Below are 26,535 nucleotides of genomic sequence, written 5' to 3'. Positions count from 1 at the left end.
CTTAACGATTCTGCTCGGGATTCCATTGGCTGTAGCGCTGGCCCCGAAGGAACTGCCAGAGTCCGATGCTCATGCCCGCCAGCGTCACCAGCACGAACGCCGCCAGGCGAAAGGGCCGGGGCAAACGGTGGCCTGCGTCCATCAACCCGATCAGTGCCATGGCGTAGCCGAGCAACTGTGCCACCAGGCTCAGGCGATAGAACGGATGGTCGTTCCACAGGCAGGCGTTGCTCAACAACAAGGGCAGCAGTAGCACTGGCGCCAGGCGGCGGATCAGTTTGTGACTGATCAACCCGATGGCATAGAGCCCATGACGCAGAGGGTTGAGCAATTCCCGACGCTGGGCGAGGCTCTGCAACCCGCCGACGGTGACCCGTTGGCGACGACGAAACTGCTTGTCGGCTTCATCCACGCCCTGGTCCGTCACCCGTGCCTTCGGTGCATAAACAATGGATTTGCCAGCCGCCGGCGCGCAGGTACTGAGGAAAAAATCATCGTTGACCTGGGCCGGAATCGGCTGGAACAAAGCCCTGCGCAGGGCCAGCAAGGCGCCGTCGGCCGAGACCATGCAGCCTGTGCGGCTTTCCACCCGGCGCAGCCAGCCTTCATAGTGCCGATAGAGGCTGTCGCCCAGGCTCAGGCCTTTGCCCGGCACGGGGATGTCCATGTGCCCGGCGCAGGCGCCGACTTCCGGATCGCCCAGCGGCGCCAGCAAGTGGCCGAGCGTGTCGGGGGCCCATTGATTGTCCGCGTCGGTGAACACCAGGATCTCGCCATAGCTATGGGCCACGCCGGTATTGAGGGCGGCGGCCTTGCCCTGGCGTGGCAGGTCGAGCACGGTGATGCGCGAGTCGCCGATTCTGCGCGCGCAGGCCACGGTGTCGTCGGTGGAACCGTCGCTGGCGAGAATGATCCGCAGCGAATGCGCCCGATAGTCCTGGGCCAGCAAGGTGCGCAATTTTTCTTCAATGTGCCGCGCCTCGTTATGGGCGGCGATGACGATGCTGACATCCATCGGCAAGGGCTTGCCGTAGCGGCGTACCGGAAAAAAAGGCGTCAGCGAGGTCAACAGCACGGGGTAGCCGAGGTAGGCGTAAACCGGCAGCAACAGGCAAGACCAATAAAAGAATTCAGCCACGGGCAGGTCTCCTGGCATTCCATTGAAAAATATTGAGCAGTAACGCGGCGCCGGTGAGGTGCAGGCGCACGCCATGCAAGGCCCACAGTTGCAACGTCAGATGCGGGTCTCGCTGGCTCTGGCGCAGGCTCAGTACCAAGGCCGGCAGTGTGCTGATGAACAACAGCGTCAGCCCCAGGCGCGCCTGGCCCTGGAGCAGGGCGATCAGCGCCAGCAAGTCCAGGCCCCAGACGCCCATCGACAACGCCGGAAAACGCAACAGGCGCAGGCTCGCCCCATGGCTGCGCAACAACTGCCAATGACTGCCCTGGCGCCACAACTCCTTGCTCATCCACTCGCGCCAGCTACCTTCGTAGCCCCAGTGCACGGCCAGGCTTTCGTTGACCAGCAACAATTGCGCACCGGCCTGGCGCAGGCGCAGGGAGAAGTCCTTGTCTTCGCCCGTGCGCAGGGTTTCGTCGAAGCCGCCGACCTGATCGAACCAGGTGCGACGCATCAAGAGATTGGCGCTGGGCAACCATTGGACGCGATGCAAGGAGCGGGACCCCGGCCGCTGGCTGCGGCGTTGCCAAGCCTGTGCGAACCAGGGCGCCTGGCCGGGCGTGTCCAGGTCAAGCCCCAGCACATCACCTTGGCGGCCTTCCATTTCGATCAGCAACTTGAGCCAATCGGCCGGCATTTCCATATCGGCGTCGACGAACGCCAGCCAATCACCGCGGGCGACCGCCGCGCCGCGATTGCGCAGGGCGCCGATGTGCACGCCGGGCACGATCAGCACACGTGCGCCCAGTTCGTTGGCGATGCGCGGGCCGTGATCGTCCGAGCCGTTGTCGACCACGATCAGCTCGCATTCCAGTCGTGCCTGGCGTGCGGCCTCCCGCGCGGCCAGCAGCGTGCGGCCGATGTGCCGGGCCTCGTTGTACATCGGGATCACGATACTGACGCGGCTCATGAACGTGCCTCCAGCGGCGCGGATCGTTCGGCGTCGTAGCGCAAGATGCCGGTCAAGGCGAGCATGATCCACAGCAACTTGTGGTTCTGGGCGCTGAGGAACATCAGGAACAATGCCAGCGACAGGAAACTCATGCCCAGGTGCGTCAACAGATCCGCCTGGGCCCAGTCCCGGCGCTGGAGCCACAATTGGCGCGCGCGCACCAGGTTGTAGAGCCCCAGCCCGATCATGCCGACAAACATCAAGCCGCCTGGCACGCCGATTTCGCTGAAGATTTCCAGGTAGGTGTTATGGGCCTGGCGGTACAGATCCCCGCGTTTGCGATTGGCCGAGAACGCCTTCGCGTAACCGGTGGGGGCGTAGTGCTCTGGAAACGTTCCCGGGCCGGAACCGAGTATCGGCTTCTCCCGGATCATCTGGCTGCCCACCACGATGTACGAGGCGCGGCGTCCCAAGGATCCGTCCTGGTAGGCGTTGGCGCCGGAACTGAGAATGCTCAATGACTGGATGCGTGCCACGTAGCCAGCCGGCATCAAGGCGATTGTCGCCGGAACAGCCAGCGCCAGGCCGAGCATCGCGAACCCCAGGTGCCGGGGACGTATGCGTGGCAGCTGCGCCCTGTAGTGATACAACCCGATCACCAGGCTGAGCAGCAACACGACTAGGCCTGAGCGTGATTCGGTCTTGGTCATGCCGCCCAACAACAGGATGAAACCGCCACCCCAGAACAAGCGTTGCAGCAAGTTCTGGCTGCGAATGGTCAACCACAATGCCAGCGGCACGGTAAACGCAATCAACAGGGCAAAGGCGTTCGGGTCCTCCAACAGACCCGAGGCGCGGCCCTGATCCTGGTATTTGGCTGAAAACATCGCGAGCACGCAGGCCGTGGCGACGCTCACGGTCATCAGTCGGGCGAACATATCCAGGTTCAGCTCGCGGCCAATCAGCAACGTGATCACGAACAGAATCAGCCCTACCGAGAGTTCACGCAGCTGTGTCAGGGACAGGTCCATGTTTTCCGAGATCAACAGGCTCAGGCCATACAGGGCCATGAAGCCGAGCAGCGGCTTCCAGATATTGCTGCGCAAGCGCGTCGCAGGAATCTGGTGCAAGGCCAACTGCAGCATCAGGATCAGGATCAGCGCCACACCGAGGAATTTGCTGCCGGAAAACGCGTTGTCCTTGAACAGGCCTTCGAACGGGAGCAGCGCGGCAATGCCCAGCAAACCCCAAGTGGGCTTGCGGTACAGCATGGCAACGCCCACGAGCCCAAGCACCGCACCCGGTGCGAGAAACGGATAAGGACTGGCCAGCAATGCCAGGCACACCAGCCCCAGCAGACTGACGATCGAGAGCGGGACGATCATGGCCGAGCCTCCCGTGCCGTGCGGATATAAAGTTGTGACCAGCGTTCGGCCAGCGTGCGCAGGTCATAGCGGTCGCTTTGGGTACGGCGCGCGTTGTCGGCGAGGATTCGCGCCAGGGGCGGTTCGCTGTACAGCGTTTCGATCTGGCGTGCCAGCTCCTCGCTGTCGGCCGGCGTGGCGAGCAGGCCGTTGTGACGGTCCTGCAGGATATCGGGAATACCGCCGACGCCGAACGCCACCACCGGCACGCCGGCCTGCATGGCTTCGAGCAGGATCATCGGCGTGCCTTCGGTGCGTGAACTGATCACCAGCGCATCGAGGCGGCTCCACCAGTCGTCCATGTCGGTCTGATAGCCGGGCAACTCGATACGCGTCGGCAGCCCGGCATCGGCGATGCGTTTGAGCAACGTCTGGCGTTCCGGGCCGTCGCCGAGCATCACCGCGTGCAAGGACGCATGGCGCTGGCACAGCGGGATCATGGCGTCGAGAAACAGGTCCGGGCCTTTTTCGCTGCTCAAGCGGCCGACGTAGCCGACCCGCCAGCGTTGCCTGTCGTCGCGGTGGGGCAGCGGCGTCGTGGCGGCTGGCAGGCCGTTGGGAATCACGTCGAGCTTCTCCGCCTTAACGCTGGCCTGGCGGTGCAGCGCCGCGATGCTTTCGGCCACGCACACCACACGCTTGACCGGCGCGGTGCGGCACAGTTGCAGGCTCAGCCACGTATAGAACCGCTGCTTGGGACTGCGTGGCGTGAAGCCGTGCTGAGTGATCACCAGCGGCAGGCGCAGCATCGTGGCCGCGGCCCAGCCGAACAACAGACCCTTGAAGTTGTGCGTATTGATCAGCGGTCGCTCGTCACGCCGGTGCCGCAAATGCTGCAGCAGCTCAGCCCAATTGGCGCAATGGCAGCAATCGACCCCGGCCTGGCGGAACCGCGTGATCAACGTCGGCGGCGCCGCCAGGAACACCACTTGATGCTGGCCGGGCGTCGCCAGGCAATGATCGAGCAACATCCGCTCGGCCCCATAGAAGCCGCCGCTGTCGAGCAGATGAATGATCGACAGGGGGCTGTCTTGGCGGGACGGGCCGAACGGCGCGTTCAATTTTTCACCCAATGGACAAGGCTGGGCACGCTCCAGTTGCGGTGCGGGTTGATCTGTTCGGGCGATTGCTCGTTGATCACCAGCAGCACCGGCAGATCCAATTGGTGGCTGATTTGCGCAGGGTGCTTGAAGCGATGGTCGAAGAACTCACGCACATAGACCAGGGCGATCGCCAGCAGCAGGCCGCTGAACAGGCCGAAGGCGATGATCAGCACCGGCTTGGGAAACGCTGCGGCGGTCGGTTCGAACGGCGGGCTCAGGACCCGGGCGTTGGACAGGTCGTTGTCCAGCGAGCGGGCGGAACTGGCTTCGGCGAAGCGTTGGGCATAGGTGGAGAACGCCGCGTGGAGCGCGTTGATCTCGGTGTCCATTTGCCGCAGTTTGCTCTGGGTTTCCTGCAACTGGTGGATGCGGTCCTTGAAGGCGGCGATGCGTTCGACTTTCTGATTGATCACCGAGCTGACCACCGCAAGGTCGGTGGTGCGTTCCTGGATGCGGTTATTCACCACTTTCAGGAATTGCTGGCGGGTACGCATGATCTGTTCGCGCGCCAGCAACATCGGTTCGCTGCTGGGCTGGAAAATCGCCAGGTCGTTCATGTAGCGGCTGACCTGGCTGGTCAATTGCTCACCCAATTGCCTGATTTCCCTGTCTTCGAAGGCGATGTTGTCCACGGTGGTGGTGAAGGTGAAGGGGAAGGTGTAGTCGTTGAACCGCGAGCTGTTCGCCGCCGCCAGGCTGGTCTTGAGGTAATCGAGCCAGCGTTGGCTTTGCAGCAGGCGATCCTGGTACAGGTTCAGGGCCTGCTCTTCGGTGTTGATCGCATTCAAGCGGAACGTGATTTCTTCCTTGGGATCGGAAGAACCAACGCCCTCGAGCAGCGTCAGCCGGTTGCCTTCCAAACCGTCAAGGCGCGTCTGGTACTGGACTTTCTTCTGCTCATAGAACGTCTGGGGCAACTCGATCGACTGCAAGTCCTGGCGGCCGGTGAGGTAGTTTTGCAGCAGTTGCCCCACGAACCGGGTGCCCTGGGCCGGATCACCGAAGCTGTAGACAATGGAGATCACGTTGGAACCGGGCAGGGTCTCGATCTTCAGGTTTTCGATCGCCTCGTCGGTCAGCGTGTCGAGCACCGTGTCGCGCACGGGGTCGACTTCAAGCCCCAGGCCGTCACGCACCGGGTTGATGACGTATTCGCGCAGCGGCTGGGTGATGTAGCGCTTGAACGGTTCGCTCACCCATTTGTTGAGGACGCCCGGGCTTGGGGTGTATTCCCCCTGGTCGCGCAGGGCCTTGATGGTTTCGCGAATCAACGCTGGCGAGCGCAGGATGTTGCTCTCGGTTTCCATGTCCGCCAGGGATGGCGGAACGAACGTTGCGTTTTCCTGGTTCAGCGAAGTCGTGGCATCGCCTTGGGAGAGTTTTTTCGACTGGACGATCACCTGGGCGGTTATGTCGAAGCTCTGCTTGAGCATCAACGGCAGCACCAGGGCGATCACGGCGAAAATCAGGAAGACGCGCTTCACCCACTGCTTGTTGGCGAAGAAGATCCTGAAGAACTCGTGCAGGTAGTTTTCCTTGGGATTCATGATCATTCACCCGGGTCAGTTGCCGTTGCTATTGTTGTCGAGGTCATAACCGAAGCTGACGCCAACGCCCTGGAACAGCACCACGTCGGCCAGTTGCCGGGCCATTTCACCGGCTTTGGCCAGGCCGGTCTTGGGTACGAAGAGCATGTCTTCCGGTTGCAGGTAGGCGATCTGCGACGCATCGCCGCTCAAGGCTTTTTCCACGTCGTAATGACGGGTTTCGACCTGGTTGCCGTTGCGGCGCATGATCACCACCGAGTCGAGCCGGGCCTTGACGTTGGTGCCGCGGGCCAGCGTCAGCGCCTCGAGGACCGAGATGGGCCGGCGGATCGGGTAGGAACCGGGTTGGGCCACTTCGCCCAGCACATAGATCTCGTTGCCGGCGGTGGACTTGAGCAGCACGTCGACGGTCATGTGGCCTGGCAACTGGGCGTAGCGCTCGTTGAGGAAGGTCTCCAACTGGGTAACGGTCATGCCTTGCAACGGCACGGAACCGATTTCCGGGAAGGCGGCGTAGCCATCCCGGCCCACGATGATCTCCCGGCTCATGCCCGTGGCCGGGTGGATCAAGGTGTTGCGCAAGTTCGCCTCACCGGACATCGGGCTGGTCACCAGGACGCTCAATTGGTTGCGGTTGGGTTGGAACAGCATCTTCTGGTTGTAGGCACGCTGCACTTCCAGGCGTGCCTCGTCGGTGGTCAGGCCGGCGACTTTCACCGAGGTGTTGGCGCCCGGCAGTTCGATAGTGCCGTCGGGCATCACCTGTTGCGTGCCGTTGAGCTGGCTGGCAGCGGTGAAGTTCAGGGCAACCTGGTCGCCCGGCTGCACGCGATAAGCCTGGGAAGAGGTCGTGTCGATGTGAAAAATCACATCCAGCACGTCCTGCGGCCGCAGCGTCTGTTCGACCCGGGGCATGTCGGTGGCCTGGGCATTGGCCGGCGCGGCCGTGAGGATCTGCACCGGCATCGTCGTGTTTTCGTTGTGGCTGGAGCAACCGGCAAGCGGCAGCAACAGCAGGACAAGCATTCTGGCGTTCATCTCGTCATCCTTTTGCAGGCTTAAAGGTTGTTGTAGAGCCACTTCGGCATGTAGTACTTGCGGCGGTTGAACACGCTGCCGACGACCTTCGCGCCGGCCTGGACCAAGCGCTGCCGCGCGGCCTGGGCGACTTCCCAGCGGGTGTCCTCGCCGCGTACCACCAGCACCACGCCGTCCACCTGGGTACTCATGACCAAGGTGTCGGTGGCCGAGTACACCGCGTCGGCGTCGATCACCACGAAGCGGTATTGCGTCGCCAGTTGCCGGAACAACGGACGCAGTCGCTCGGGACTCAGGCGTTCGGCGTTGTGCCCGAGACGACCGTTGGGCAGCACGTCGAAGGGCAGGCTGGAAATCTGCACCACACAGTCCTGCAGCAGGGGCGGGGCGAGGCTGTTGAACAGCAGATCGCTGAAGCCGCGCTCTTTTTGCAACGACAGTTGCTGGCTGAGGTTATGCGGCGACTGGCTTGCGTCCACCAGCAGCACGCGACCGTTGCTCATCTGCGCCAGCTGGGCAGCCAACGCCATCGCGCTGGTGCTCGTGCCGGTGCCGGTGTTGGCGGCCGTCATCAGAAGGATCCGCAGATCCGGGTCGAGCACGGTCGAGGTCAGGTTGGACTCGCTCGGGCTGGCTATGGTCAGGATATTCGTCGAACCGTCCATTTAACTCGCTCCGTGGCCGCTGAAAACTTTGAAGGGGGTGATCATCAGGATCTTCAAATCCAACAGCAGGCTCTGCTCGGCGATGTAGCTGAGGTCCAGTTCCACGCGCTGGTCGAAGTCGATATTGCTGCGCCCGGAGATCTGCCACAGGCCGGTCAGGCCGGGGTAGATGCTCAGGCGCACAAGATGGTTGTCCTTGTAGCGATAGGCGTTGAACGAGGTGGGCCGGGGGCCGACCAGGCGCATGTCGCCGGTCACTACGTTGATCAGGTTGGGCAGTTCATCGAGGCTGCTGCGTCGCAGGAACCGGCCGATGGGGGTGATGCGCGGATCATTGTCGATCTTGAAATCGATGGCGTCGGCGCCGTGTTTGTTGAGGTGGCGCAGCGACTCTTTCATGGCCTCGGCATCGGCGACCATGGTGCGGAATTTGTACATGCCGAACACGCGCCCGCGATAACCGGTGCGTTTCTGCACGAACAGCACCGGGCCAGGGCTGGAATATTTGACCAGCAGTGCCAGGCCCAGCAGCAGCGGGGCGAGCAGTACCAGGATCGACAGTGCGCCGAGGCAGGCCACCACCCGATTGGTCCGCGAGACCGTCCAGGGCCGACCGCCATCGCGACCGGTCAACCAGCCGCGACCCTGGCGGTGCATCGCCGCGTCCAGGCGTCGGCGATGCTCCGGGTCGACACGTTTGTCGCGTCCGAAGGCGCTGATCGGAATGTCTTGTTCATGTCGGGTCATAGACTCCTCCGCTGGGATTGGGCCGCAAGCGGCGCGTGGACAATGGGGCGCACGTAGTAATCGAGGAACCAGTCGACGAAGCGACCCAGGCCGTCGTCCAGTTCGATGCGCGGTTGGAAACCGGTGGCCAGGGCCAGGTCGCTGGCATCGGCGCAGGTGTTGAGCACGTCCCCTGGTTGCAGGGGCAGCAGCTCGATCCGGGCCGTGCGGCCCAGGTGTTTTTCCAGCAGCGCGACGTAGGTCCGCAGGGCTACCGGGTGCTGTCCGCCAATGTTGTAGAGGCACCATGGCGCCAGGCTGGTGGCCGGGTCCGGTTGCTCGCGATTCCAGTCCGGTGTCGGGCGAGGCGGACGTTCGATCAGCCGGGCGATGCTTTCGACGATGTCATCGATGTAGGTAAAGTCGCGCGTGTGCTCGCCGTGGTTGAAGAGCTGCAACACCTGGTTTCCGGTGATGGCCTTGGCGAACTGGATCGGCGACATGTCCGGCCGGCCCCAGGGGCCGTACACGGTAAAAAAACGCAGGCCGGTGCAAGGGATGCCGAACAGGTGGCTGTAGCTGTGGGCCATCGATTCGTTGGCCTTTTTCGTGGCCGCGTACAACGACAACGGATGATCCACGCCGTCCTGTACCGAATAGGGCGTGCGCTGGTTGGCGCCGTACACCGAACTGGAAGAGGCGTAGATCAGGTGCTTGACCGGATGATGGCGGCAGCTTTCGAGAACGTTCAGGAACCCGCTGAGATTGCTGTTGACGTAAGCGCGGGGATTTTCCAGCGAATAACGCACGCCGGCCTGGGCGGCGAGGTGAATCACCACGTCCGGGCGGCGGAACTGGAACAGTTCATCGATCGCCGACGCGTCGGTCAGGTCGATGTGCGCCAGTGAAAACTCGCCGACCTGATCCTTCACCCATGCCACGCGGTCGTGCTTGAGTTGCGGGTCGTAGTAATCGTTGAAATTGTCCAGCCCGCACACGTCGTGGCCGTCGCGCAGCAACCGCAGCACGCAGTGGGCACCGATGAAACCGGCCGCGCCGGTCACCAGGATGTTCACGCTTGTGGCCCCGGGACGCTGGGCACGGTGTGCCGCAGGCCGATGCCGCGATATAGCAGCCCGGCGGCGGCCAGGTGCTCGGGGTTGTACAGGTTGCGACCATCGATGATGACCCGGGCGCGCAGCTTGCTGGCCAGCAGGTCGAAATCCACCACGCGGAAATTCTTCCATTCCGTGCAGATCACCAGGGCATCGGCATCTTCCAGGGTGTCATCACGGGTGGCACAGAGGTTCAGGTCTTTGCGGTAGCCGTAGAGACGCCGGCATTCGGACATGGCTTCCGGATCGTAGGCCTGGACACGCGCGCCTTCGCGCCAGAGCGCTTCCATCAGGTAGCGGCTCGGGGCTTCGCGCATGTCGTCGGTGTTGGGCTTGAAGGCCAGGCCCCAGATGGCGATCGATTTGCCGGCCAATCCGCTCGGGAACTGCTGCGCCAGTTTTTCGAAGAGAATGTGCCGTTGGCTGTCGTTCACCTCGGTGACGCTGCGCAGCAGGCGCAGGGGCATGCCGCTTTGTTCTGCAGTGTGCAGCAAGGCGCGAAGGTCCTTGGGAAAGCATGAGCCGCCGAAGCCGCAGCCTGGGTAGATGAAGTGATAGCCGATGCGCGGGTCCGAGCCGATGCCCTTGCGCACGGCCTCGATGTCGGCACCCAGGCGTTCGGTGAGATTGGCCAGTTCGTTCATGAAGCTGATGCGGGTGGCGAGCATGGCGTTGGCGGCGTACTTGGTCAGCTCCGCGCTGCGGTTGTCCATGAACATCAGTTTTTCGTGGTTGCGGCAGAACGGTGCGTAGAGCTCGCTCATTTGATCGCGCGCCAACTGATCGCCGGTGCCGATGATGATCCGGTCCGGGCGCATGCAATCGGCCAGGGCGCTGCCTTCCTTGAGAAATTCGGGGTTGGATACAACGCGGACATTCAGCTGTTTCAGGCCACGCCGCGCCAACGCCTGGCGAGCGCATTCGGCCACCTTGTCAGCCGTGCCGACCGGCACCGTGGACTTGATGATCAGGGTGCGGTCGCTGTCCATGAAATCGGCAATTTGCCGGGTGACCCCCAACACATGGCTCAAATCCGCCGAGCCGTCTTCATCGGCGGGGGTGCCGACGGCGATGAAGATCAGTTCGCCATGGTTCACCGCATCGCTGGCCTGGGAGCTGAACGACAGGCGTCCGGTCTTGATGTTGTCTTCGAGCAAACCGGACAGCCCCGGCTCGCTGATCGGCGGTACCGCTTGCTGCAATTGACGGATCTTGTTCGAGTCGATGTCGACGCACAGGACACGGTGCCCGACGTCGGCCAGCGCCGCCGCCTGTATCAGCCCTACATACCCCGTTCCAAATACGCTCACGTCCATCTTTCGCGCGCCTCGTAAACCGATTGATGTAACTCGGATGAAACTGTTTAGAGGGGTATAGCGCAGCTTCTGAAAAGCGTGTCAGCAAAATGACAGTTGTCAGTGTTGGCAAACTCGAGAGATTGGGGCTTTTTGATATCAAGTCATTGACAGACTTAAAGAAGTGCCGATTTTAAAGGGCTTTAACGAATTTTAAGTAGGCGATGAACGGTACTGATTCATAGATTTTTATGTTTTTGAGGCGTCAAAGGTGTCACTTTTGGGCTAACTTTTTTTTGACGCTCTGGCCGTTCGTCCAGTTTCTTGCGCTTTGAAAACCCGCTGCTAGTGTGCAGAAAACGAACCTTCCATTGCTGCGCGACGCCGTCGAGAAACCCATGACCCGATACCTCAAGGAAGTGCTGCTGGTGCTGTACCTTTTCCGGGGGCATGACTTGTACCTGGAACGACTGGCAGCGTTGGGTGTTGGCTTTGCAGCGGCGCTGTTTGGCGCGATGTTCCTGGTCTTGGTGCTGGCGCTATGGATGACCGCCTACATTCGCCCGGCGTTGGTCAGGCATCTGTTTGCCCTGGCGATGTTTGTCTCGGCGGTGTTCTTCGAGGTGTATACGCGGGTGACCGACAGCTACCTGACCTACAGCCAGTTCGTGTCGCTGGTGTATTCCGGTGGTTTTATCCAGGAGGCGGCCTATCAATATCGCGAGGTCATCATCAGCGCGGTGGCCGGCGGTGTGTTGCTGTTGTTGGGCATCGCCCTCAAGCCGCGGCGTCGTCTATCGCTGCCCGGCTACGTGCCGATCATCGCGCCCGTGCTGGGCGTGCTGCTGCTCAGCGGTGTGCTGTTCGTGCGGGCGGGCGAAGGCGCGCGCGGTTTGCCGGTGATGTACACGCCGCTGGCCTACCTGAACCTGTTTGCCTACGAGACGTTGCACAACACCGTCGGGCCTCGGGAGCCAGTCAGTATCCTCCGGCAATCGTCTCCAATCGACCACGATATTGTGCTGATCATCGACGAAAGCGTGGCTGGAAATTACCTCGATATCAATACGCCGTCCGGCGTTCCCACGGGGCTCAAGACACCGCCACCCGGCGTCGACATCTTCAATTATGGCTACGCGGCATCTGTTGCCAATTGCAGCGCCGACACCAACGTTACCCTGCGTTATGGCGGCACCCGAGGCGACTACGTGCGCATCAACAGCACGCAACCGTCGATCTGGCAGTACGCCCATCAGGCCGGGTTGCGCACGGTCTACATCGACGCCCAGCGCACCGGCGGCAACCTGCAGAACCTGATGACCCCGCTTGAAAAAAAAGATATCGATCAATTCGTCCAATTCGACCAGGCCCGCGTGCGTGACAGGGACATGGCGGCCGTGGCGAAGCTGGTCGAGTTGCTGGGTAACGACCGGGCCGAGCTGGTGGTGATCAACAAGGTCGGCGCGCATTTTCCAGTCCATGACAAATACCCCGATGACTTCATGTCCTACCGTCCGGCCTTGCCGCGCGGGCAGTTCCAAGACGTGAGCGACACCGGCAGCCGCGATGGTTTCAACGGCGAGAAAGGCGATTGGGCGCTCTACCGCAACGCTTACCAGAACACCTTGCTGTGGAACGTCGGCGAGTTTTTCCAACGACTTTTCCGTGAAGGCAACCTCACGAACGCCGTGCTGATCTACACCTCCGACCATGGCCAGGACCTCCATGAACGCGGCAACCCCGGGCTCAACACCCACTGCGGCGGCGATCCGGTGGAAGAAGAAGGGCTGGTGCCGCTCGTCGTGATCCAGGGCAGCCAACTGCAGACGCTGGATTGGCGCAGCACCCTGACACAGAACAAGGACCGCTCCAGCCACTACAACATCTTCCCGACGCTGCTCGAGCTGATGGGCTATGACCCGGTCGCGGTCATCGCCCAATATGGCAAGCCCTTGAACCAAGCGACCGAAGACGACTTCACCTTCAACTACCGCTTCAATGCCCGGCTGGGGGCCAAGCCGGCCTGGAAACACATCGACCTGAACAGCATCGTCACACCAGGGCCGGTGAAGACCGAAGTGGCGGCGGGGCAGTGAAGGAAGGGGCTATATTGGCTAAGCCAGCGCTATAACCGAAGGGGGCCGCGCACCGCAGATCCCTTGTGGGAGCGAGCTTGCTCGCGATGAGGTCAGCCGATTCAAAATCTTCATCGACTGTCACACCGCCATCGCGAGCAAGCTCGCTCCCACAGTTGGACACCAGACCAAGCATCTTTTTGGAACTCTCACAACCTCCACGACCTCCGCTATCCTGACGCCTTCGCCGATCTGCGCCCGAGTCTTGCCCATGCTGGAAGTCCGCAACGTCTTCAAAAGCTACGCCACACCCCAAGGCCCGCTGCCCGTGTTGCAAGGTGTCGATCTCACGTTGCTCCCGGGCAGCAGCCTGGCGCTAATGGGGGAATCGGGCAGCGGCAAGAGCACCCTGTTGCACCTGGTCGCTGGCCTGGACATAGCGGACCGAGGCAGCATCCGCAGCGGTAGCTACCAGCTCGACGGCATGAGCGAACACCAACTGGCCCATTGGCGGCGCACGGAAATCGGCCTGGTGTTCCAGCAATTCAACCTGATCAGCAGCCTGTCGGTGGACGACAACCTCGCCTTCCAGGCGCGCCTGTGTGGGCGTTTCGATGCCGGCTGGCAGGCGCATCTGGTGCAGCGGCTCGGCCTGTCGGACCTGTTGCGTCGTTATCCCGAGCAACTCTCCGGTGGGCAGCAACAAAGGGTGGCGCTGGGGCGGGCGCTGGCTTCACGGCCACCGTTGCTGTTGGCTGACGAACCCACCGGCAGTCTCGACGAAGGCACCAGCGACGAAGTGCTGCAATTGCTGCTGGAATTGCTCGACGGCAGCCCCACCAGCCTGTTGATGGTCACGCACAGTCAACGGGTGGCGGCGCGTCTCGCGCATCGCGTGGTGCTGCAAGGCGGGCGCTTGGCACAGGCGGTCCAGGCCTGATGGTTTTCCGCCAGACACTCAAGGCCCTGCTCAGCCACTGGCGCCGGCACCCGGTGCAGTTCTTCAGTGTGCTGACCGGGCTTTGGCTCGCCACCAGCCTGCTTATCGGCGTGCAGGCATTGAACAGCCAGGCCCGCGACAGCTACGCCCGGGCCAGCCAGTTGATCGGCGGCGAACCCCAGGCCAGCCTGAGCGCACCGGGCGGCGGCACCTTCGCGCAGCAATGGTTTGTCGACCTGCGTCGCCAAGGCTGGCCCGTGTCGCCGGTGTTGCAGGCGCGGGTGACGCTCAAGGGCCACGAAGAGCAGCGGCTGCAGGTGATGGGCATTGACCCGGTGTCGCTGCCGCCGGGTTCGGCCGTGGCGGGGCAGGCGCGGGAAATTGACGAGGTGGTGGAATTTTTCACCGGCGCCGGCCGTACCTGGATTGCCCCATCGACCTTGCAAGCGTTGGGATTGAAGGAAAATGACCAGCCTCGCACTGTCGGCGACCAGGTTCTGCCACCCCTGCATGTGCAACCCGACATGGCGCCGGGCGTGTTGTTGATGGACATCGGTTTCGCCCAGGAACTACTGGGCTTGCCGGAGCAGATTTCGCGACTGCTATTGCCCGCCACTTTCACGGCCACGTTGCCCGAGGCGTTCAACGGCCTGCTGCAATTCAAGCGCGCCGACGAGGAAAACAACCTGTCACGCCTGACCGAAAGCTTTCATTTGAACCTAGACGCGCTGGGGTTCCTATCATTTGTGGTGGGTTTGTTCATCGTTCACGCCGCCATCGGCCTCGCGCTGGAGCAACGACGCAGCCTGTTGCGGACCCTGCGGGCCTGCGGCGTCAGCGCGCGGGCGCTGATCATCGGCCTGGCGCTGGAGCTGGGCGCGTTGGCCTTGCTGGGCGGGGTGGCTGGCGTGCTCAGTGGATACTGGCTGGCGAGTCTGTTGCTGCCCGATGTCGCGGCCAGCCTGCGGGGCCTGTACGGCGCGGAAGTGCCCGGGCAGCTGAACCTCAGCCCCTGGTGGTGGCTGGGTGGAATTGGCCTGGGCCTGCTCGGCGCACTACTGGCCGGGGCCCAAAGTCTTTTGCGCGCAGCACGCCTGCCTTTGCTGGCACTGGCCAATCCCCAGGCCTGGCACCAAGCCCATGCGCGCTGGCTGCGGCGACAGGGCGTGGTGGCGACGTTGGCCGCGCTGGTCGCCGTGTTGGTGCTGGTCTGGGGTGACAGCCTGGCGAGCGGTTTCATCTTGATGACGGCGTTGTTGCTGGGCGCGGCGCTGGCCTTGCCGGTGCTGCTCAACGGCGTGTTGAACCGGTTGCTGCGCGGCAGCCGTTCGGTGCTCGGGCAATGGTTTCTCGCTGATTGCCGCCAGCAATTGCCCACGTTGAGCCTGGCGCTGATGGCGTTGCTGCTGGCCTTGGCGGCGAACATCGGAGCCGGCAGCATGACCGCCGGTTTTCGCCAGACGTTCAGCGACTGGCTGGAGCAACGATTGACCGCTGAGTTGTATATCAGCCCGCAAACGCCGGCCCAGGCGGGCGAGCTGTACGACTGGCTCAAGCAACAACCGACGATCACCGCCGTGTTGCCCAACTGGCAGGTGTCGATTCCCTTGCAGGGCTGGCCGACGGATATTTTCGGCATCATCGACCATGCTTCCTATCGCCAGCACTGGCCCTTGCTGGAGTCGACCGACGGCCAAGCATGGGAGCAACTGGCCGGCGCCGACACGCTGATGCTCAGCGAACAACTGGCCCGACGCCTGAAGCTGCGGATCGGTGACCGGATGACCCTCCCGACCCCACAAGGCCCGTGGACGCCGCGCATCGTCGGAATCTACGCCGACTACGGCAATCCCAAGGGCCACGTGTTGATCAACGCGAAACACCTGCTGGCGCACTGGCCGCAGCTCACACCGTATCGTTTCAACCTGGGCATCGAACCGTCGAAGATCCCACCCTTGCTCGCGGCGTTGCAGAACCAGTTCAACCTCGACGACAGCCGCATCGTCGATCAGGCCCGGCTCAAAGGTTGGTCGACCCAGGTGTTCGAGCGCACCTTTGCCGCCACCGCCGCGCTCAACAGCCTGACCCTGGCCGTGGCCGGGGTGGCGTTGTTCATCAGCCTGTTGACCCAGAGCCAGAGCCGCCTCGGCCAATTGGCACCGCTGTGGGCGGTGGGCGTCACGCGGCGGCAATTGATGCTGCTCAACCTTGGCCAGACCTGGCTGCTGGCGCTGCTGACGTTGTTGTTGTTGGCCGTGCCGCTGGGCATTGCCCTGGCCTGGTGCCTGGATGCGGTGATCAATGTGCAGGCCTTTGGCTGGCGCTTGCCGTTGCGGGTCTTTCCGTTGCAACTGGCGCAACTGCTGGCCTTGGCGATGCTCGCCACGCTGCTGGCGTCGGCTTGGCCGCTGTACGCGCTGTACCGTACGCAGCCGGCGGATTTGCTGAGGACGTTCGCCCATGAAGATTAGAGTCGGCCTGATGCTCCTTGCACTGCTTGCCGGTTGTGATGACTCGACGCCGCCGGAAAAGGGTTTTGCCGGTCTCGGCACCCACACCGTTGCGTTCACGCCCGTGGTGCCCGGGCGCGTGTTCAGCTTTCCAGCCGATCATGGTGTTCATGAAGGTTTCCGCATCGAATGGTGGTACATCACCGCTAATCTAAAGGACGCCGAAGGGCGGGATTTCGGTGTGCAGTGGACGTTGTTCCGGAGCGCCCAGGATCCTGCGGTGCGGGGCAGTGGCTGGCGCAACCAGACGATCTGGCTCGGCCACGCCGCCGTAACCTCCGCCAGCGTCCACCATGCCGCCGAGCGCTACGCCCGGGGTGGCGTCGGGCAGGCCGGGGTGCGGACAACGCCTTTCGACGCCTGGATCGATGATTGGCAATTGACGACTCAAGCTGCTGGCAACGACCCCTTGGCGGCGATGCAGCTCAAGGCGCGTGACGCACACTTCAACTATGAACTGCAGCTGACGTCGACGCGCCCGCTGGTCTTGCAAGGCGACCAGGGCTTCAGTCAGAAATCCGAGCAGGGCCAGGCGTCGTATTACTACAGCCAGCCGTTCTTCAAGGCCCATGGTCACTTGGAAATCGACGGCAAGCGCTACGAAGTCAGCGGCTCGGCCTGGCTTGACCGTGAGTGGAGCAGCCAGCCGCTGACGGAAAACCAGACTGGATGGGACTGGTTTTCGCTGCACCTGGAAAGCGGCGAACAGGTGATGCTCTATCGCATGCGCCATAAGGAGGGGGCACCGTATCTGACGGGAACCTGGATCGATGCCCAGGGCCAGGCGACGACATTGCATGCCGGCGAAATCAGCCTTGTACCGCTGGACACCGCCAAGGTCGCTGGACGCGCGATGCCGGTGCGCTGGTCGGTCAAGATCCCCGGCAAACAGCTCGACATCACTACCCGGGCGCTGAACCCCGGCGCCTGGATGAACCTGCGCATTCCCTACTGGGAAGGGCCGGTGCAAGTGAGCGGCAGTCATGGCGGCAACGCTTATCTGGAAATGACGGGCTATTGAGAATCGCCGGAACTCCCCGTATCCGTCGCCCCTCATACCTTATGAATGCCTCGCGGGAGCCCTTCATGAGCGATGACCTCAAACCACCGTCGCTGGCCGATTGGCAGCGACTGTTCGACGACAAGGCCTATTTCCAGCAGTCGCCCGATGCTCATTTCACCGAGCTGATGCGGCTGGTCAACGATCTGTTCGGCCAGGGAGAGATTGACCTGGACCGTTGGCAAGAACTGAAGACCAGGGCCGAGGAACTTCACCAGCGCTCGCCGGATGCCAACGTCGCAGCGGAAGTGGCAGACCCCGACGCCTGATGTTCTGACGGCCTCTTCGCGAGCAGGCTCGCTCCCACAGAAGAATGCATTCCAATGCGGGAGCCACAAAAATGCACTCCAATGTGGAAGCCACAAGAATGCATTCTAATGTGGGAGCGAGCCTGCTCGCGAAAGGGACGACTCGGTCCTGCGTTAATAACGCCATCGCCGTCATCCAATCCCACGCCAGCAGTCGGCGCTACAGCCCAAGGAGCTCACGATGAAAACCACATCCGACCCATCCGAACACAACCCCGATAAGCCGGCCATGCCTGGTGAAGTGGAGCGCGACAACGACGCGTTGCGGCCCAACGACCCGGCCAAGCGTGAGCAACGCCACGGCAATCCCGATGCGCAGGAAACCGATGCGCAGAAAACGGCTCGGCGCGATTGAAGTTGGGCAGGAGAGGGCAAGGATTCCTTGCCCCAGGGCATGAAGAATTATTTAAGTGGGGCTCACGGACATCCCGCGCAAGCTCCACTATTATTGTCTGCGTTCGCCCAGTGTCAGGCTCTTTACCAGTGCATGGAATGCCGAGGCCGTCGCACTGGGCGAACACCTGTGCGACTTAGCCGGCGACCGGCGAGCGCCAGTCGTCGGAGCCCGACGTGCCGCTGACTTCATGGGTCCAGGTGATCTTGCGATACGTGAAGTGCACATCCTCCAGATGGGTGAAGTGGCTATTGTTCGGATCCTGGCAGTTGAGCATGTAGTCTTTCATGTCAACGATGATCGCGTCTTCCAGGGTGGTGGTGTAGTAGTGCTCCTGAGTGCCTGCGGCTGACGTGCGAAACCACTGGATTTCGACCTTGGTCAGGCGTTCGCCGCTGGTCAGGGCTGCGAGCAGCAGCGGCGAGGCCTTGTCGAATACCTTGGTGATCACCAGCGGCTTGTGCACGCGCTGACCGGTTGGCTGCCCAGATTGGACATCGCGCGGGATGATCACCTGATGCTCGAAGCCTTGCACCATGACCTGGTCTTCATGACCTTCCTGATAGGTATTGCCCACCGAGTCGGCGGTAAACGCGCCGGCAGTGATCAGACCTTGTTTGGTGCCTTCGATGGACATGTAAGCGGGGGTAGCCAATGGATGCTCTCCTTGCGGAATAATCTGAAAGCCCGGGCCGCGAATCGTCCCGAGGCTGCCTGAGTTATCAAGAGCTGTGCCACTCGATAAAAAGCATCTATAAATCAATGGCTTGGTTAAATTTCGCTGTCCGCTTTGGCAACGAACGCCGGATATTCACGCAATGGACTGCGCCGCGTATCACCGTCGATTGCACACTGCGCTGGGACGGCTAAAACGGCGACAAGCGCTGGACTGGAGCCAGCGCCCCGTGCAACTTCCTGCGCCGTCTGGCCTTCGGCATTTTCTAAGCGCCCAGCGCGGACATGCACTCATCGATGGAGCGCTGCTGTGTCGCGGCATACAGCGCCAACTCATCGATGGTTGGTCGTCCCAGTGCTGTTTCGAATGCCTGCCGATTGGATTGTCCGGCGTAGTGGCTCTGGGCGGCATCGCCCAGGTTCGACTGGAAAATACCGGCGGCGCTGACTGGCAGGAAATCTTCATAAACCAAGGGTTCGGCGCGCAGGTATTGCTGTTCCAGCAGACGCTCCAGTGTGACCGGTTTGTCCAACGTGCCCTTGGCGGCCAGGCCTTTGGAGGTCGGAAAGTAGCGGAAATACGCCAATGCCTGCTGGCGCAACTCATCGAGGGTGTCAGGGAACTGGGCGAAATGTTCAGCCATCAACGTGTTGTAGCGTTGCGCGTTGGCTTCGTTGGGAAACGCCCCCAAGGCATCCCGCGCGGCGTTGAGCAACTGATCGTACAGCGCACGACCTTTGGGCGTGAGGGCGGCGCCGCGTTGTTCGATCTCGCCAAAACGCGCGCTGTGGCTACCCTGGGATTGAGGCGAGTCGGTGAACGCAACAGGTTCATCGAGGGCCTTGAAACTGGTCTGGCGCAGCAGGATCGGACAGCGTCGGCGGGGCGGTCCTTCGACCACGGCCTTCGGCGTGATGCCATTGCGCGGCATCTGGGCCTGGACGATGTCGATGTCCAGGGTGCGCGGCGTCAGGTGATTGATGTGTGGGCCCTTGAAGGCCACGACGTCGGCGATCAGCCGATGCTGGGCGCTGAGTTGCCGGTATTGCTCGGCGGTGACCGTGGCGCTGTGGTGCCAGCGGAAGGTTTCCAACGCTTGCAGGACGAATTCGTCAGCCTGGTGTTCCGTCAGGCCACCTTGGCGCTCGGCCAGTTCAATCAGATCGAGGGCTTGGGCAGTGAAAATCTGCCGTTTGGCCAGCACCGACTCGGCAAAATCTCGAAGCTCAGCGTTTTCAATCAGTTCCAGGCGCAACAGCGAGGTGAAAACCCGGAAGGGGCTCACTTGCAGCGATGTCTCGTGGACTGCGCGAAACGCCGTGGAATGCACCGGCACCCCGGCAGGCGTGAGGTCGTAATAGCCCACCGGCTGCATGCCCATGACCGCAAACAGGCGACCCAACATCGCCAGTTCGGCGGCGGTGCCGACGCGGATCGCACCGTGGCGTTCCAGGTCGAGGCGTTCGAGCTCGCCGGTGCTGCGCAGATGCTCGGCCAGCGGTAAGTCGTTTGCCAGCACCTGGGCGTTGGTCTGTTCCACCAGGTTCATCAATGCGCCGTACAGCGGCACCTCGTCGCGGTACATGTCGGACATCGCCCTGGAAAAGCGTTGGCGGATCAAGTCGGGGCTGACGAAGCTCATCGTAAGAATTCCTGGCGAGGGCTGTGGGAAAGTTGAACGAAAGATCGCAGCCTTCGCCAATGCCGGCAAACGAAGAATCTTCAGGACTTCATTCTGTCAGGGACTGATCCGCAGGCTGGAGCACCGTGGCGCTGAGCGTCAACGCAAATCCCTGTGGGAGCGAGCTTGCTCGCGATAGCGGCTGCATATTCACCACTTTTGCAAGCTGACCCAACTATTATCGTTTGTCAGTCAGGGCATCATTTACTGTCAGGCAGCATCGCGAGCAAGCTCGCTCCCACAATGGTCCATGGCTTTTTTACATCGTTGTCACTGCCCCAATCCCTTCAGGAAATCCCGATACAACGCCGCGGTTTTCCCGGGTTTCTCCACCATTGGCATATGGCCGACCCCGTCCCAGATTTCCACGCGCAGGTCGGCAATGCCCTTGCTCCAGACCGGCACGCTGCTGACGTCGATCAGCCGATCCTTGCGCCCCCAAAGCAACAACGACGGCGCACGGATGTCGGCCAGGCGGGGCTCCATCGGTGGGCTGGCGCGAAGATCGACGAAAATTTCCGCCAGTTCCTCCCGGCGCTGTTCGTAACGTTCGGCCAGCGCCGCCAGCACCACGCTGGGCAGCCAGGGCGGCGAGGCCATAGTCATGGCGTAGAACGGTGCGAAATCATCCCGCGTGTACACCAGGAACGGGTTATGCCCGGCGGCCAGATGGCGTTCCATGTCGCTGGGCTGGGGGGCGGTGACACCCGCCGGGTCGATCAACGCCAGGGTCAGCACGCGGTCGGGTGAGGTCGCCGCCAGCCACGCCGCGAGGTGGCCACCCATGGAGTTGCCGATGACATGGACCTTGTCCAGGCCGCAGGCATCGAGCAGCTCGATTACCCGCCGGGCCTGGGTCGGAATGTCATAGCCACCGCCGGCCTTGAAGCCGGTTTCGCCATGGCCGGCCAAGTCGGGAATCACCACGCGGTACTGGCTGACAAAATGCCGGGCGAAGCGCAGCCAGAGGTTCTTGTCGCCACTGTAGCCGTGCAGCATCAGGATGCTGCCGGACGCTTCATAAGGACCACCTTGCCAGGTCGATACCGTCATTTCACTGATGGGCACCGTGATCTTGTGCAGCCGGTAAAGCCGTGCTTCGAGGGCCATGCCCAAGTCATACAGCACGTGGCCAATGCCCGGATACGTCAGCCAGCTCCAGGCGATGAACACGGCGAGGACCACCCACAACACCAGCATGTCTTTGCCCTCCATGGGTCACGTTGGATGTTGACCCGTCGATATGAACCGACGGATCAAGGTAAGTGAAGCTGAAACCTTGGAATGTCGCGACGCCAGGTACGTGTCTGCTTTGATACGCGCTGTGTCGGGCAACGAGTTTCCCTTTCTCATGTATAGCCAAAATACGCGAAGAACCACGTCCGTCCGGTGGGATAAATACCCTTGCATGGAGTAATGGCTATTTGACGCCACCCTGATAGACTCCCAACAACCCCATCCCGGTAACCGGGAGACCTGCGGTGCAGAGGCCTCTATGCATAAGACGGGAAAAAAGGGACTTTCGCTGGCCAGGAGGCTGTACACATCGCGCATTCTCGGCCTGACGCTGGGGTTGTTGGTGGTGAGTGTTGCCGTCTATCCCCTTGACCCGGCGCCCTGGGTCTGGGGCTTCATGCTGTTCAACGGCTTGCTCTGGCCGCACGTGTCCTATCAGTGGGCCCGTCGCTCGGCGGTGCCGTATCACGCCGAACACCGTAACCTGATGATCGATGCTTTTCTTGGCGGCTTCTGGGTCGCTGCGATGCAATTCAATCCGCTGCCTACTGCCGTCACCTTGGCAATGATGGCGATGAACAATGTCGCCATCGGTGGCCTGCGTTTCCTGCTGGTCGGAGCCGCGGCCCAAGTGGCCGGCATTGCGGTGGGTGGCGTGATTTTCCCGTTGACCAGCGTGCCCATGACCAGCCCCGCACAGCTCTATGCCTGCCTGCCATTGCTGTGTCTTTATCCGCTGGCGCTGGGCTGGATCTGCTTTCGCCAGGCCTACACGCTCGGCCGGCAGAAGCGAGAATTGCTGGCCCTGAGTCGTACCGACAGCCTCACCGGGCTACTCAACCATGGCGCCTGGAAAGATCGACTCGATGAAGAGTTCCAGCGCTGCCTGCGTCATCCATCGGACGGAACCCAGGGCGCGATCGCGCTGATCGACATCGACCATTTCAAGGCCATCAATGACACCTACGGCCACGGTGCCGGTGACGTCGTCTTGCGCCAGCTCGGCAAGTTGCTCAGGCAAAACCTGCGGGCTGCAGATATTGTCGGGCGCTATGGCGGCGACGAATTTTGCGTGATCCTGCCGGACCTGACCTTGCACAACGCGGTGCAGGCCATGGACGGTTTGCGCGAGCGTTTCGCCACGCTCGCTTATGAACAGGATCCGACTTTGAAAGTGAGCCTGAGCATTGGCCTGGCGGCGTTCAGCCCGGCTTATGGCGATGCCAGCGCATGGCTCAACGACGCTGACCAGATGCTCTACGAGGCCAAGACTGGCGGGCGTAATCGGGTTGTCTGTCAGCGACATCGGCTGGTTTTTGGCGGGGAATTATTATCTCTTAATACCCAAACCTGAGCCTCGGCCCCGAGCATTACGCCTAGTTGGATAGAGGTAAACGCAGTTTTGGAGGCTCGGCGATCAGTTCAAGGGTAACTATTTTCAATTCTCCATTTATTTTCGGATAGGCGATATTCCTATATTCGTACACTGCGTCCGTTGTCTTAAGTTTTACTCTGTCTGGTGAGGTTTCCTGGACTGCGCTTGAGCTTTTCGTAACGAGAAATGGTGAGGAGGATTTGATTCTGTTGAGTATTTTGGAGTCGTCGATATTTCTCTCCAATATAAAATAACGATAGATAAATGGAACAGTGGCGCCTCCTGAGTCATACAGTACTTCGTAAACGGCTATCTGTGTGTCGAGTGGTGTTACGGAGATTATTTCGGTCGGCTCCGGTGGATTGGGAGTCGTGAGGAAAATGTAGAATGCTTGAAGTATGCATGCTATCGATAAAATAACGAGAGCAACTTTAAAAATCTTTTGATTTAGCATATTTGATACCTGCCGTGATCCATATTTGGTCTATCTCGTCATCACCATAGGGTGACTCCGTCCACCAGTTTCCAAATTTTTCATCTGAAGTTCCTGCTATGGACTGGGCGGCGCCTGCGGCTCTGAGTAAAACTTGTTCCGGGATACCCGCTGCTGTGCCAGTGGCGCCATAATTAAAATTGCCAAAATCTTCATATGTCTTATCGCGCTGTTTATAATCCCATTCCCCCTTGTTTCTAACTTTCGTATAAAAAATTCCGAGGGTTACGGCTTCACCGCCTCCGACAATTAGCTTGGAGGCTTCTTTCAGTTTTTGTGCTTCTTCAATATTTTTTGCCAAACTGACGTCAGTAGGAGATGCAGGAATAACCCCCGAGTTAGCTCGTTCTGCTGCTTGTTTGACCTTCGATTCGGTTTCTGCGATTTGAGAGGCCAACCGCCTGGAATCTTCGGTCAGAACCTTGACCTTTTCAGATAGCATTTTTGCGGTATAAGCCGCGGTAATAGACGATAGCCAGCTGTTGTAAGTTGCAAGGGCGGGCTCTCGGCTTTTGTGGAATGTGTTGGCAAAGTCAACTGCGTTTTTTACGTGGTCCTTGTTTAGAGGGGGACGCCGGTAGAAGTGATTTGCTTTGGCCTGGCTGGACTTCAGCTCCAGTTTTTTTTCTAATAGCAGATTATCTGTGATGACCTTTTGGTGTTTTAGTTGTTCCGATATTGTGGGTTTGTTCGTAAGTTTGCTGGATATTTCTTCGTTTAAATCGGATCTGATCAGGCGATTCTGTGATGCATATGCTTGTTCGATGCTCCTTTGCTGGGTGGCGATGGTGAAAATAATTGTCATGGCCTGTGACGGAGATTTTATATCCCTTCTTTTAAAAAAATTACTGATGTTGGCTATTTCTATAGTTTTTCCGTTCCAAGGAATCGGTTTTGCGATAGTTCCCTGGCCAGGGCGAACCGGGGCGGTTGGTATGGGTAGCGGTTCAGGTCTTATGACAATTGTGGGTAGATCTATTGGCTTTGGTGGTTGGTTTTGATTTTGCATGAAGCCTTCCTTGGCAAAATATGTTGGATGAAGCGTTTTAATAACGAGTCGAGAAGGTTAAATTTTCGACTTCCGAGCGGCAACCTACAGACTTCGTGGGAAAGTTCCTCTCGGCCTATCCGACACTTTTACTTTTCACGATTTTGCTGCGTTGATTCCCACGCCCAATAAGGAATCTTCTTTGGTGGGCGTAGGAGGGGGAACCGATCGGTGTGAAACGGTGTGGTGTGCGATTAGAGCCTTGCGTCGCAGTCAGGTAGGCTTTCCCGGGCATATCCCACGAAACGAGGATGAACTCATGACGATGACCGCACTACGCTCCCGTCTGGCTGTCAGTCTTGGCCTTAGTTTGGCCATCGGCGCCTTGGCGCCTGCTGCTTTCGCCCAGCCCCATCAGCAAGTGCTGGCCGATGCCGAGCAGTACAAGGGCGAGGCCCTGAAACTGTTGGAACGGCTGGTGAACATCGACTCCGGCTCCGGCTATGTGCCAGGGCTGACCCAGGTCAGCGACATTGCCATCGATGAGTTGCAGAAGCTGGGTGCGACCATCGAGAAGGTGCCCAATTCGGACGGCACTCAGCATGTCCTGGCGACGCTCAAGGGCACCGGCAAGGCGAAGATCCTGTTGATGGCCCACATGGACACGGTGTTCAAGGAAGGTTCGGCCGCCGAGCGTCCCTTTCATATCAAGGACGGCCGGGCCTACGGTCCGGGGGTGATGGATGATAAAGGTGGGATCGTCGCGGGTATCTATGCGCTGAAGGTATTGAAGAACCTGGATTTCAAAAATTACGCGCAGATCACGTTCCTGCTCGACGCCAGCGAAGAAACCGGCTCGGACGCCGCCACTGACCTGATCAAGAAAACCGCCAAGGCCCATGACGTAACCCTCAATCTTGAGCCGGGGCGCCCGGCTGACGGTCTGGTGGTGTGGCGCAAGGGCAGCGCAACGGCGCTGGTGGAGGTCAAGGGCAAGGCGGCCCACGCGGGTGTGGCGCCGGAGCTGGGGCGTAACGCGGCGATGGAGGCGGCGCACCAGATTCTGCAACTGGGCAAGCTCGGCGACGCGGAGAAGAAGACCACCATCAACTTCACGGTGCTCAAGGCGGGCGACCGGACCAATGTGATTCCCGACCAGGCCACAGCGAAGGCCGACGTGCGTGCGGCGGTGCCAGAGGAGTTCGACCGCATCGAAAAAGACCTGGCCCGAGTCTCGAAGGATAAATTGATCGCCGATACTGAAGTCACCACCAGCCTGCAGCGTGGCTTACCGCCGATGCCGCAGACGAAGGAATCGGATCGATTGATGGCGATGGCCCAGGGCATCTATGGCGAACTGGGGCGCAAACTCACCGAAGAAGGCAGCGGCGGGGCGGCGGACGCCAGTTTGTCCGCCGGGGTTGGCACGCCGACGCTGGATGGCTTTGGCATCGTCGGGGGGAATATTCATACGCCCGAGGAATACGCCGAGGTCGAGAGCGTGGTGCCGAGGATTTATCTGCTGTCGCGGATGATCATGGAATTGGCCGGGCGGTAGCGCACTGGCTTCTGTGGCTAGGGAGCTTGCTCCCGCTGGACTGCGTAGCGGGCCCAAGCTTTTTGGATTTACTCAGAATCTTGGGGCCGCTTCGCGACCCAGCGGGAGCAAGCTCCCTCGCCACAGGGGGATGTGTTGTTTCGACTAGCGGGGGTCGACGTTATCCAGCGCGCGATTCGCCAGCAGTCCGCTCAGTTCGATCAGTTGCAGGATGCCCAAGGCGACGTGCCGGCGCGAGCCGTCAAGGTCGAAGGCC

Annotated in this window: 23 protein-coding genes; 8 read left to right on the top strand and 15 right to left on the bottom strand. The window is 60.9% G+C overall.

The genetic code is table 11. The features are described from left to right. Window position 1 precedes the first annotated feature (1 nt). From FHK92_RS16370 to FHK92_RS16325, 10 genes are read right to left on the bottom strand one after another with little or no spacing between them, the layout of a single operon-like run. Window positions 2-1,138 carry a glycosyltransferase family 2 protein gene (locus FHK92_RS16370; RefSeq protein WP_181288974.1) on the bottom strand — a complete coding sequence of 379 codons (1,137 nt, stop codon included), beginning with the start codon at window positions 1,136-1,138 and terminating at the stop codon, window positions 2-4. Beyond that, window positions 1,131-2,090, bottom strand: a complete 960-nt coding sequence (locus tag FHK92_RS16365) for a glycosyltransferase (protein WP_181288973.1) — start codon at window positions 2,088-2,090, stop codon at window positions 1,131-1,133. The genes FHK92_RS16370 and FHK92_RS16365 overlap by 8 nt, the downstream gene beginning before the upstream one ends. Then, complete coding sequence (locus FHK92_RS16360; protein ID WP_181288972.1) at window positions 2,087-3,457, bottom strand: O-antigen ligase family protein; 1,371 nt, start codon at window positions 3,455-3,457, stop codon at window positions 2,087-2,089. Before FHK92_RS16360 ends, FHK92_RS16365 begins: the two co-directional genes overlap by 4 nt. Further along, a complete protein-coding gene (locus FHK92_RS16355; protein WP_181288971.1) occupies window positions 3,454-4,557 on the bottom strand; it encodes a glycosyltransferase family 4 protein in 1,104 nt (367 codons plus the stop codon). The genes FHK92_RS16360 and FHK92_RS16355 overlap by 4 nt, the downstream gene beginning before the upstream one ends. Next, complete coding sequence (locus tag FHK92_RS16350; protein WP_030142086.1) at window positions 4,554-6,146, bottom strand: GumC family protein; 1,593 nt, start codon at window positions 6,144-6,146, stop codon at window positions 4,554-4,556. Before FHK92_RS16350 ends, FHK92_RS16355 begins: the two co-directional genes overlap by 4 nt. A 15-nt stretch (window positions 6,147-6,161) precedes the next feature. Further along, window positions 6,162-7,184, bottom strand: coding sequence for a polysaccharide biosynthesis/export family protein (locus tag FHK92_RS16345; protein WP_030142087.1), 1,023 nt, complete (start codon window positions 7,182-7,184; stop codon window positions 6,162-6,164). Between the two features lie 20 nt (window positions 7,185-7,204). Beyond that, entirely contained in the window at window positions 7,205-7,849 is a 645-nt protein-coding gene (locus FHK92_RS16340) for a CpsD/CapB family tyrosine-protein kinase (RefSeq protein ID WP_181288970.1), read from the bottom strand. Continuing rightward, entirely contained in the window at window positions 7,850-8,596 is a 747-nt protein-coding gene (locus tag FHK92_RS16335; protein WP_181288969.1) for a sugar transferase, read from the bottom strand. After that, a complete protein-coding gene (locus FHK92_RS16330; RefSeq protein ID WP_181288968.1) occupies window positions 8,593-9,651 on the bottom strand; it encodes an NAD-dependent epimerase in 1,059 nt (352 codons plus the stop codon). The genes FHK92_RS16335 and FHK92_RS16330 overlap by 4 nt, the downstream gene beginning before the upstream one ends. Beyond that, on the bottom strand, window positions 9,648-11,006 hold the full coding sequence (locus tag FHK92_RS16325) for a UDP-glucose dehydrogenase family protein (protein WP_181288967.1): 1,359 nt from the start codon (window positions 11,004-11,006) through the stop codon (window positions 9,648-9,650). Before FHK92_RS16325 ends, FHK92_RS16330 begins: the two co-directional genes overlap by 4 nt. 377 nt (window positions 11,007-11,383) lie before the next feature. Between FHK92_RS16325 and FHK92_RS16320 the strand changes: the two genes are divergently transcribed. The 6 genes from FHK92_RS16320 (at window position 11,384) to FHK92_RS16295 (ending at window position 18,233) form a co-directional block, all read left to right on the top strand. Next, entirely contained in the window at window positions 11,384-13,081 is a 1,698-nt protein-coding gene (locus FHK92_RS16320) for a sulfatase-like hydrolase/transferase (RefSeq protein WP_181288966.1), read from the top strand. Window positions 13,082-13,331: 250 nt separating this feature from the next. After that, a complete protein-coding gene (locus FHK92_RS16315) occupies window positions 13,332-14,000 on the top strand; it encodes an ABC transporter ATP-binding protein (RefSeq protein WP_181288965.1) in 669 nt (222 codons plus the stop codon). Beyond that, window positions 13,997-16,471 (top strand): ABC transporter permease, encoded by a 2,475-nt coding sequence (locus FHK92_RS16310; RefSeq protein ID WP_181289018.1) that lies wholly within the window; start codon window positions 13,997-13,999, stop codon window positions 16,469-16,471. Before FHK92_RS16315 ends, FHK92_RS16310 begins: the two co-directional genes overlap by 4 nt. Further along, window positions 16,461-17,531 (top strand): lipocalin-like domain-containing protein, encoded by a 1,071-nt coding sequence (locus FHK92_RS16305; protein WP_181288964.1) that lies wholly within the window; start codon window positions 16,461-16,463, stop codon window positions 17,529-17,531. Before FHK92_RS16310 ends, FHK92_RS16305 begins: the two co-directional genes overlap by 11 nt. Before the next feature lie 65 nt (window positions 17,532-17,596). Continuing rightward, window positions 17,597-17,839, top strand: coding sequence for a hypothetical protein (locus FHK92_RS16300; RefSeq protein ID WP_181288963.1), 243 nt, complete (start codon window positions 17,597-17,599; stop codon window positions 17,837-17,839). 220 nt (window positions 17,840-18,059) lie between these two features. Continuing rightward, a complete protein-coding gene (locus FHK92_RS16295) occupies window positions 18,060-18,233 on the top strand; it encodes a hypothetical protein (protein ID WP_181288962.1) in 174 nt (57 codons plus the stop codon). Window positions 18,234-18,408: 175 nt separating this feature from the next. Here FHK92_RS16295 and FHK92_RS16290 read toward each other — a convergent pair whose 3' ends face one another. The 3 genes from FHK92_RS16290 to FHK92_RS16280 all read right to left on the bottom strand — a co-directional run bounded on the left by FHK92_RS16290 (window position 18,409) and on the right by FHK92_RS16280 (window position 21,829). Beyond that, a complete protein-coding gene (locus FHK92_RS16290; RefSeq protein ID WP_181288961.1) occupies window positions 18,409-18,927 on the bottom strand; it encodes an Hcp family type VI secretion system effector in 519 nt (172 codons plus the stop codon). 286 nt (window positions 18,928-19,213) lie between these two features. Then, window positions 19,214-20,590, bottom strand: a complete 1,377-nt coding sequence (hglS, locus tag FHK92_RS16285) for a 2-oxoadipate dioxygenase/decarboxylase HglS (protein WP_219916081.1) — start codon at window positions 20,588-20,590, stop codon at window positions 19,214-19,216. A 309-nt stretch (window positions 20,591-20,899) separates the two neighbouring features. Continuing rightward, window positions 20,900-21,829 carry an alpha/beta fold hydrolase gene (locus FHK92_RS16280; RefSeq protein ID WP_181288960.1) on the bottom strand — a complete coding sequence of 310 codons (930 nt, stop codon included), beginning with the start codon at window positions 21,827-21,829 and terminating at the stop codon, window positions 20,900-20,902. 295 nt (window positions 21,830-22,124) lie between these two features. Between FHK92_RS16280 and FHK92_RS16275 the strand changes: the two genes are divergently transcribed. After that, a complete protein-coding gene (locus FHK92_RS16275) occupies window positions 22,125-23,219 on the top strand; it encodes a diguanylate cyclase (RefSeq protein ID WP_181288959.1) in 1,095 nt (364 codons plus the stop codon). A gap of 452 nt (window positions 23,220-23,671) precedes the next feature. Here FHK92_RS16275 and FHK92_RS27805 read toward each other — a convergent pair whose 3' ends face one another. After that, window positions 23,672-24,742: a polymorphic toxin type 44 domain-containing protein gene (locus tag FHK92_RS27805; RefSeq protein ID WP_258232675.1), complete on the bottom strand. Its 1,071-nt coding sequence runs from the start codon at window positions 24,740-24,742 to the stop codon at window positions 23,672-23,674. A gap of 298 nt (window positions 24,743-25,040) precedes the next feature. Here FHK92_RS27805 and FHK92_RS16265 point away from each other — a divergent pair, with 298 nt between their 5' ends. Then, window positions 25,041-26,279: a M20/M25/M40 family metallo-hydrolase gene (locus FHK92_RS16265; RefSeq protein ID WP_181288958.1), complete on the top strand. Its 1,239-nt coding sequence runs from the start codon at window positions 25,041-25,043 to the stop codon at window positions 26,277-26,279. Between the two features lie 144 nt (window positions 26,280-26,423). Here FHK92_RS16265 and FHK92_RS28150 read toward each other — a convergent pair. Continuing rightward, the coding region (locus FHK92_RS28150; RefSeq protein WP_375154614.1) for a DUF6124 family protein at window positions 26,424-26,535 on the bottom strand (112 nt) is incomplete at its 5' end.

This window comes from Pseudomonas brassicacearum subsp. neoaurantiaca, assembly GCF_013608025.1.
Classification (GTDB): Bacteria; Pseudomonadota; Gammaproteobacteria; order Pseudomonadales; family Pseudomonadaceae; genus Aquipseudomonas.
This window is presented reverse-complemented; position numbering and strand designations above follow the sequence as displayed.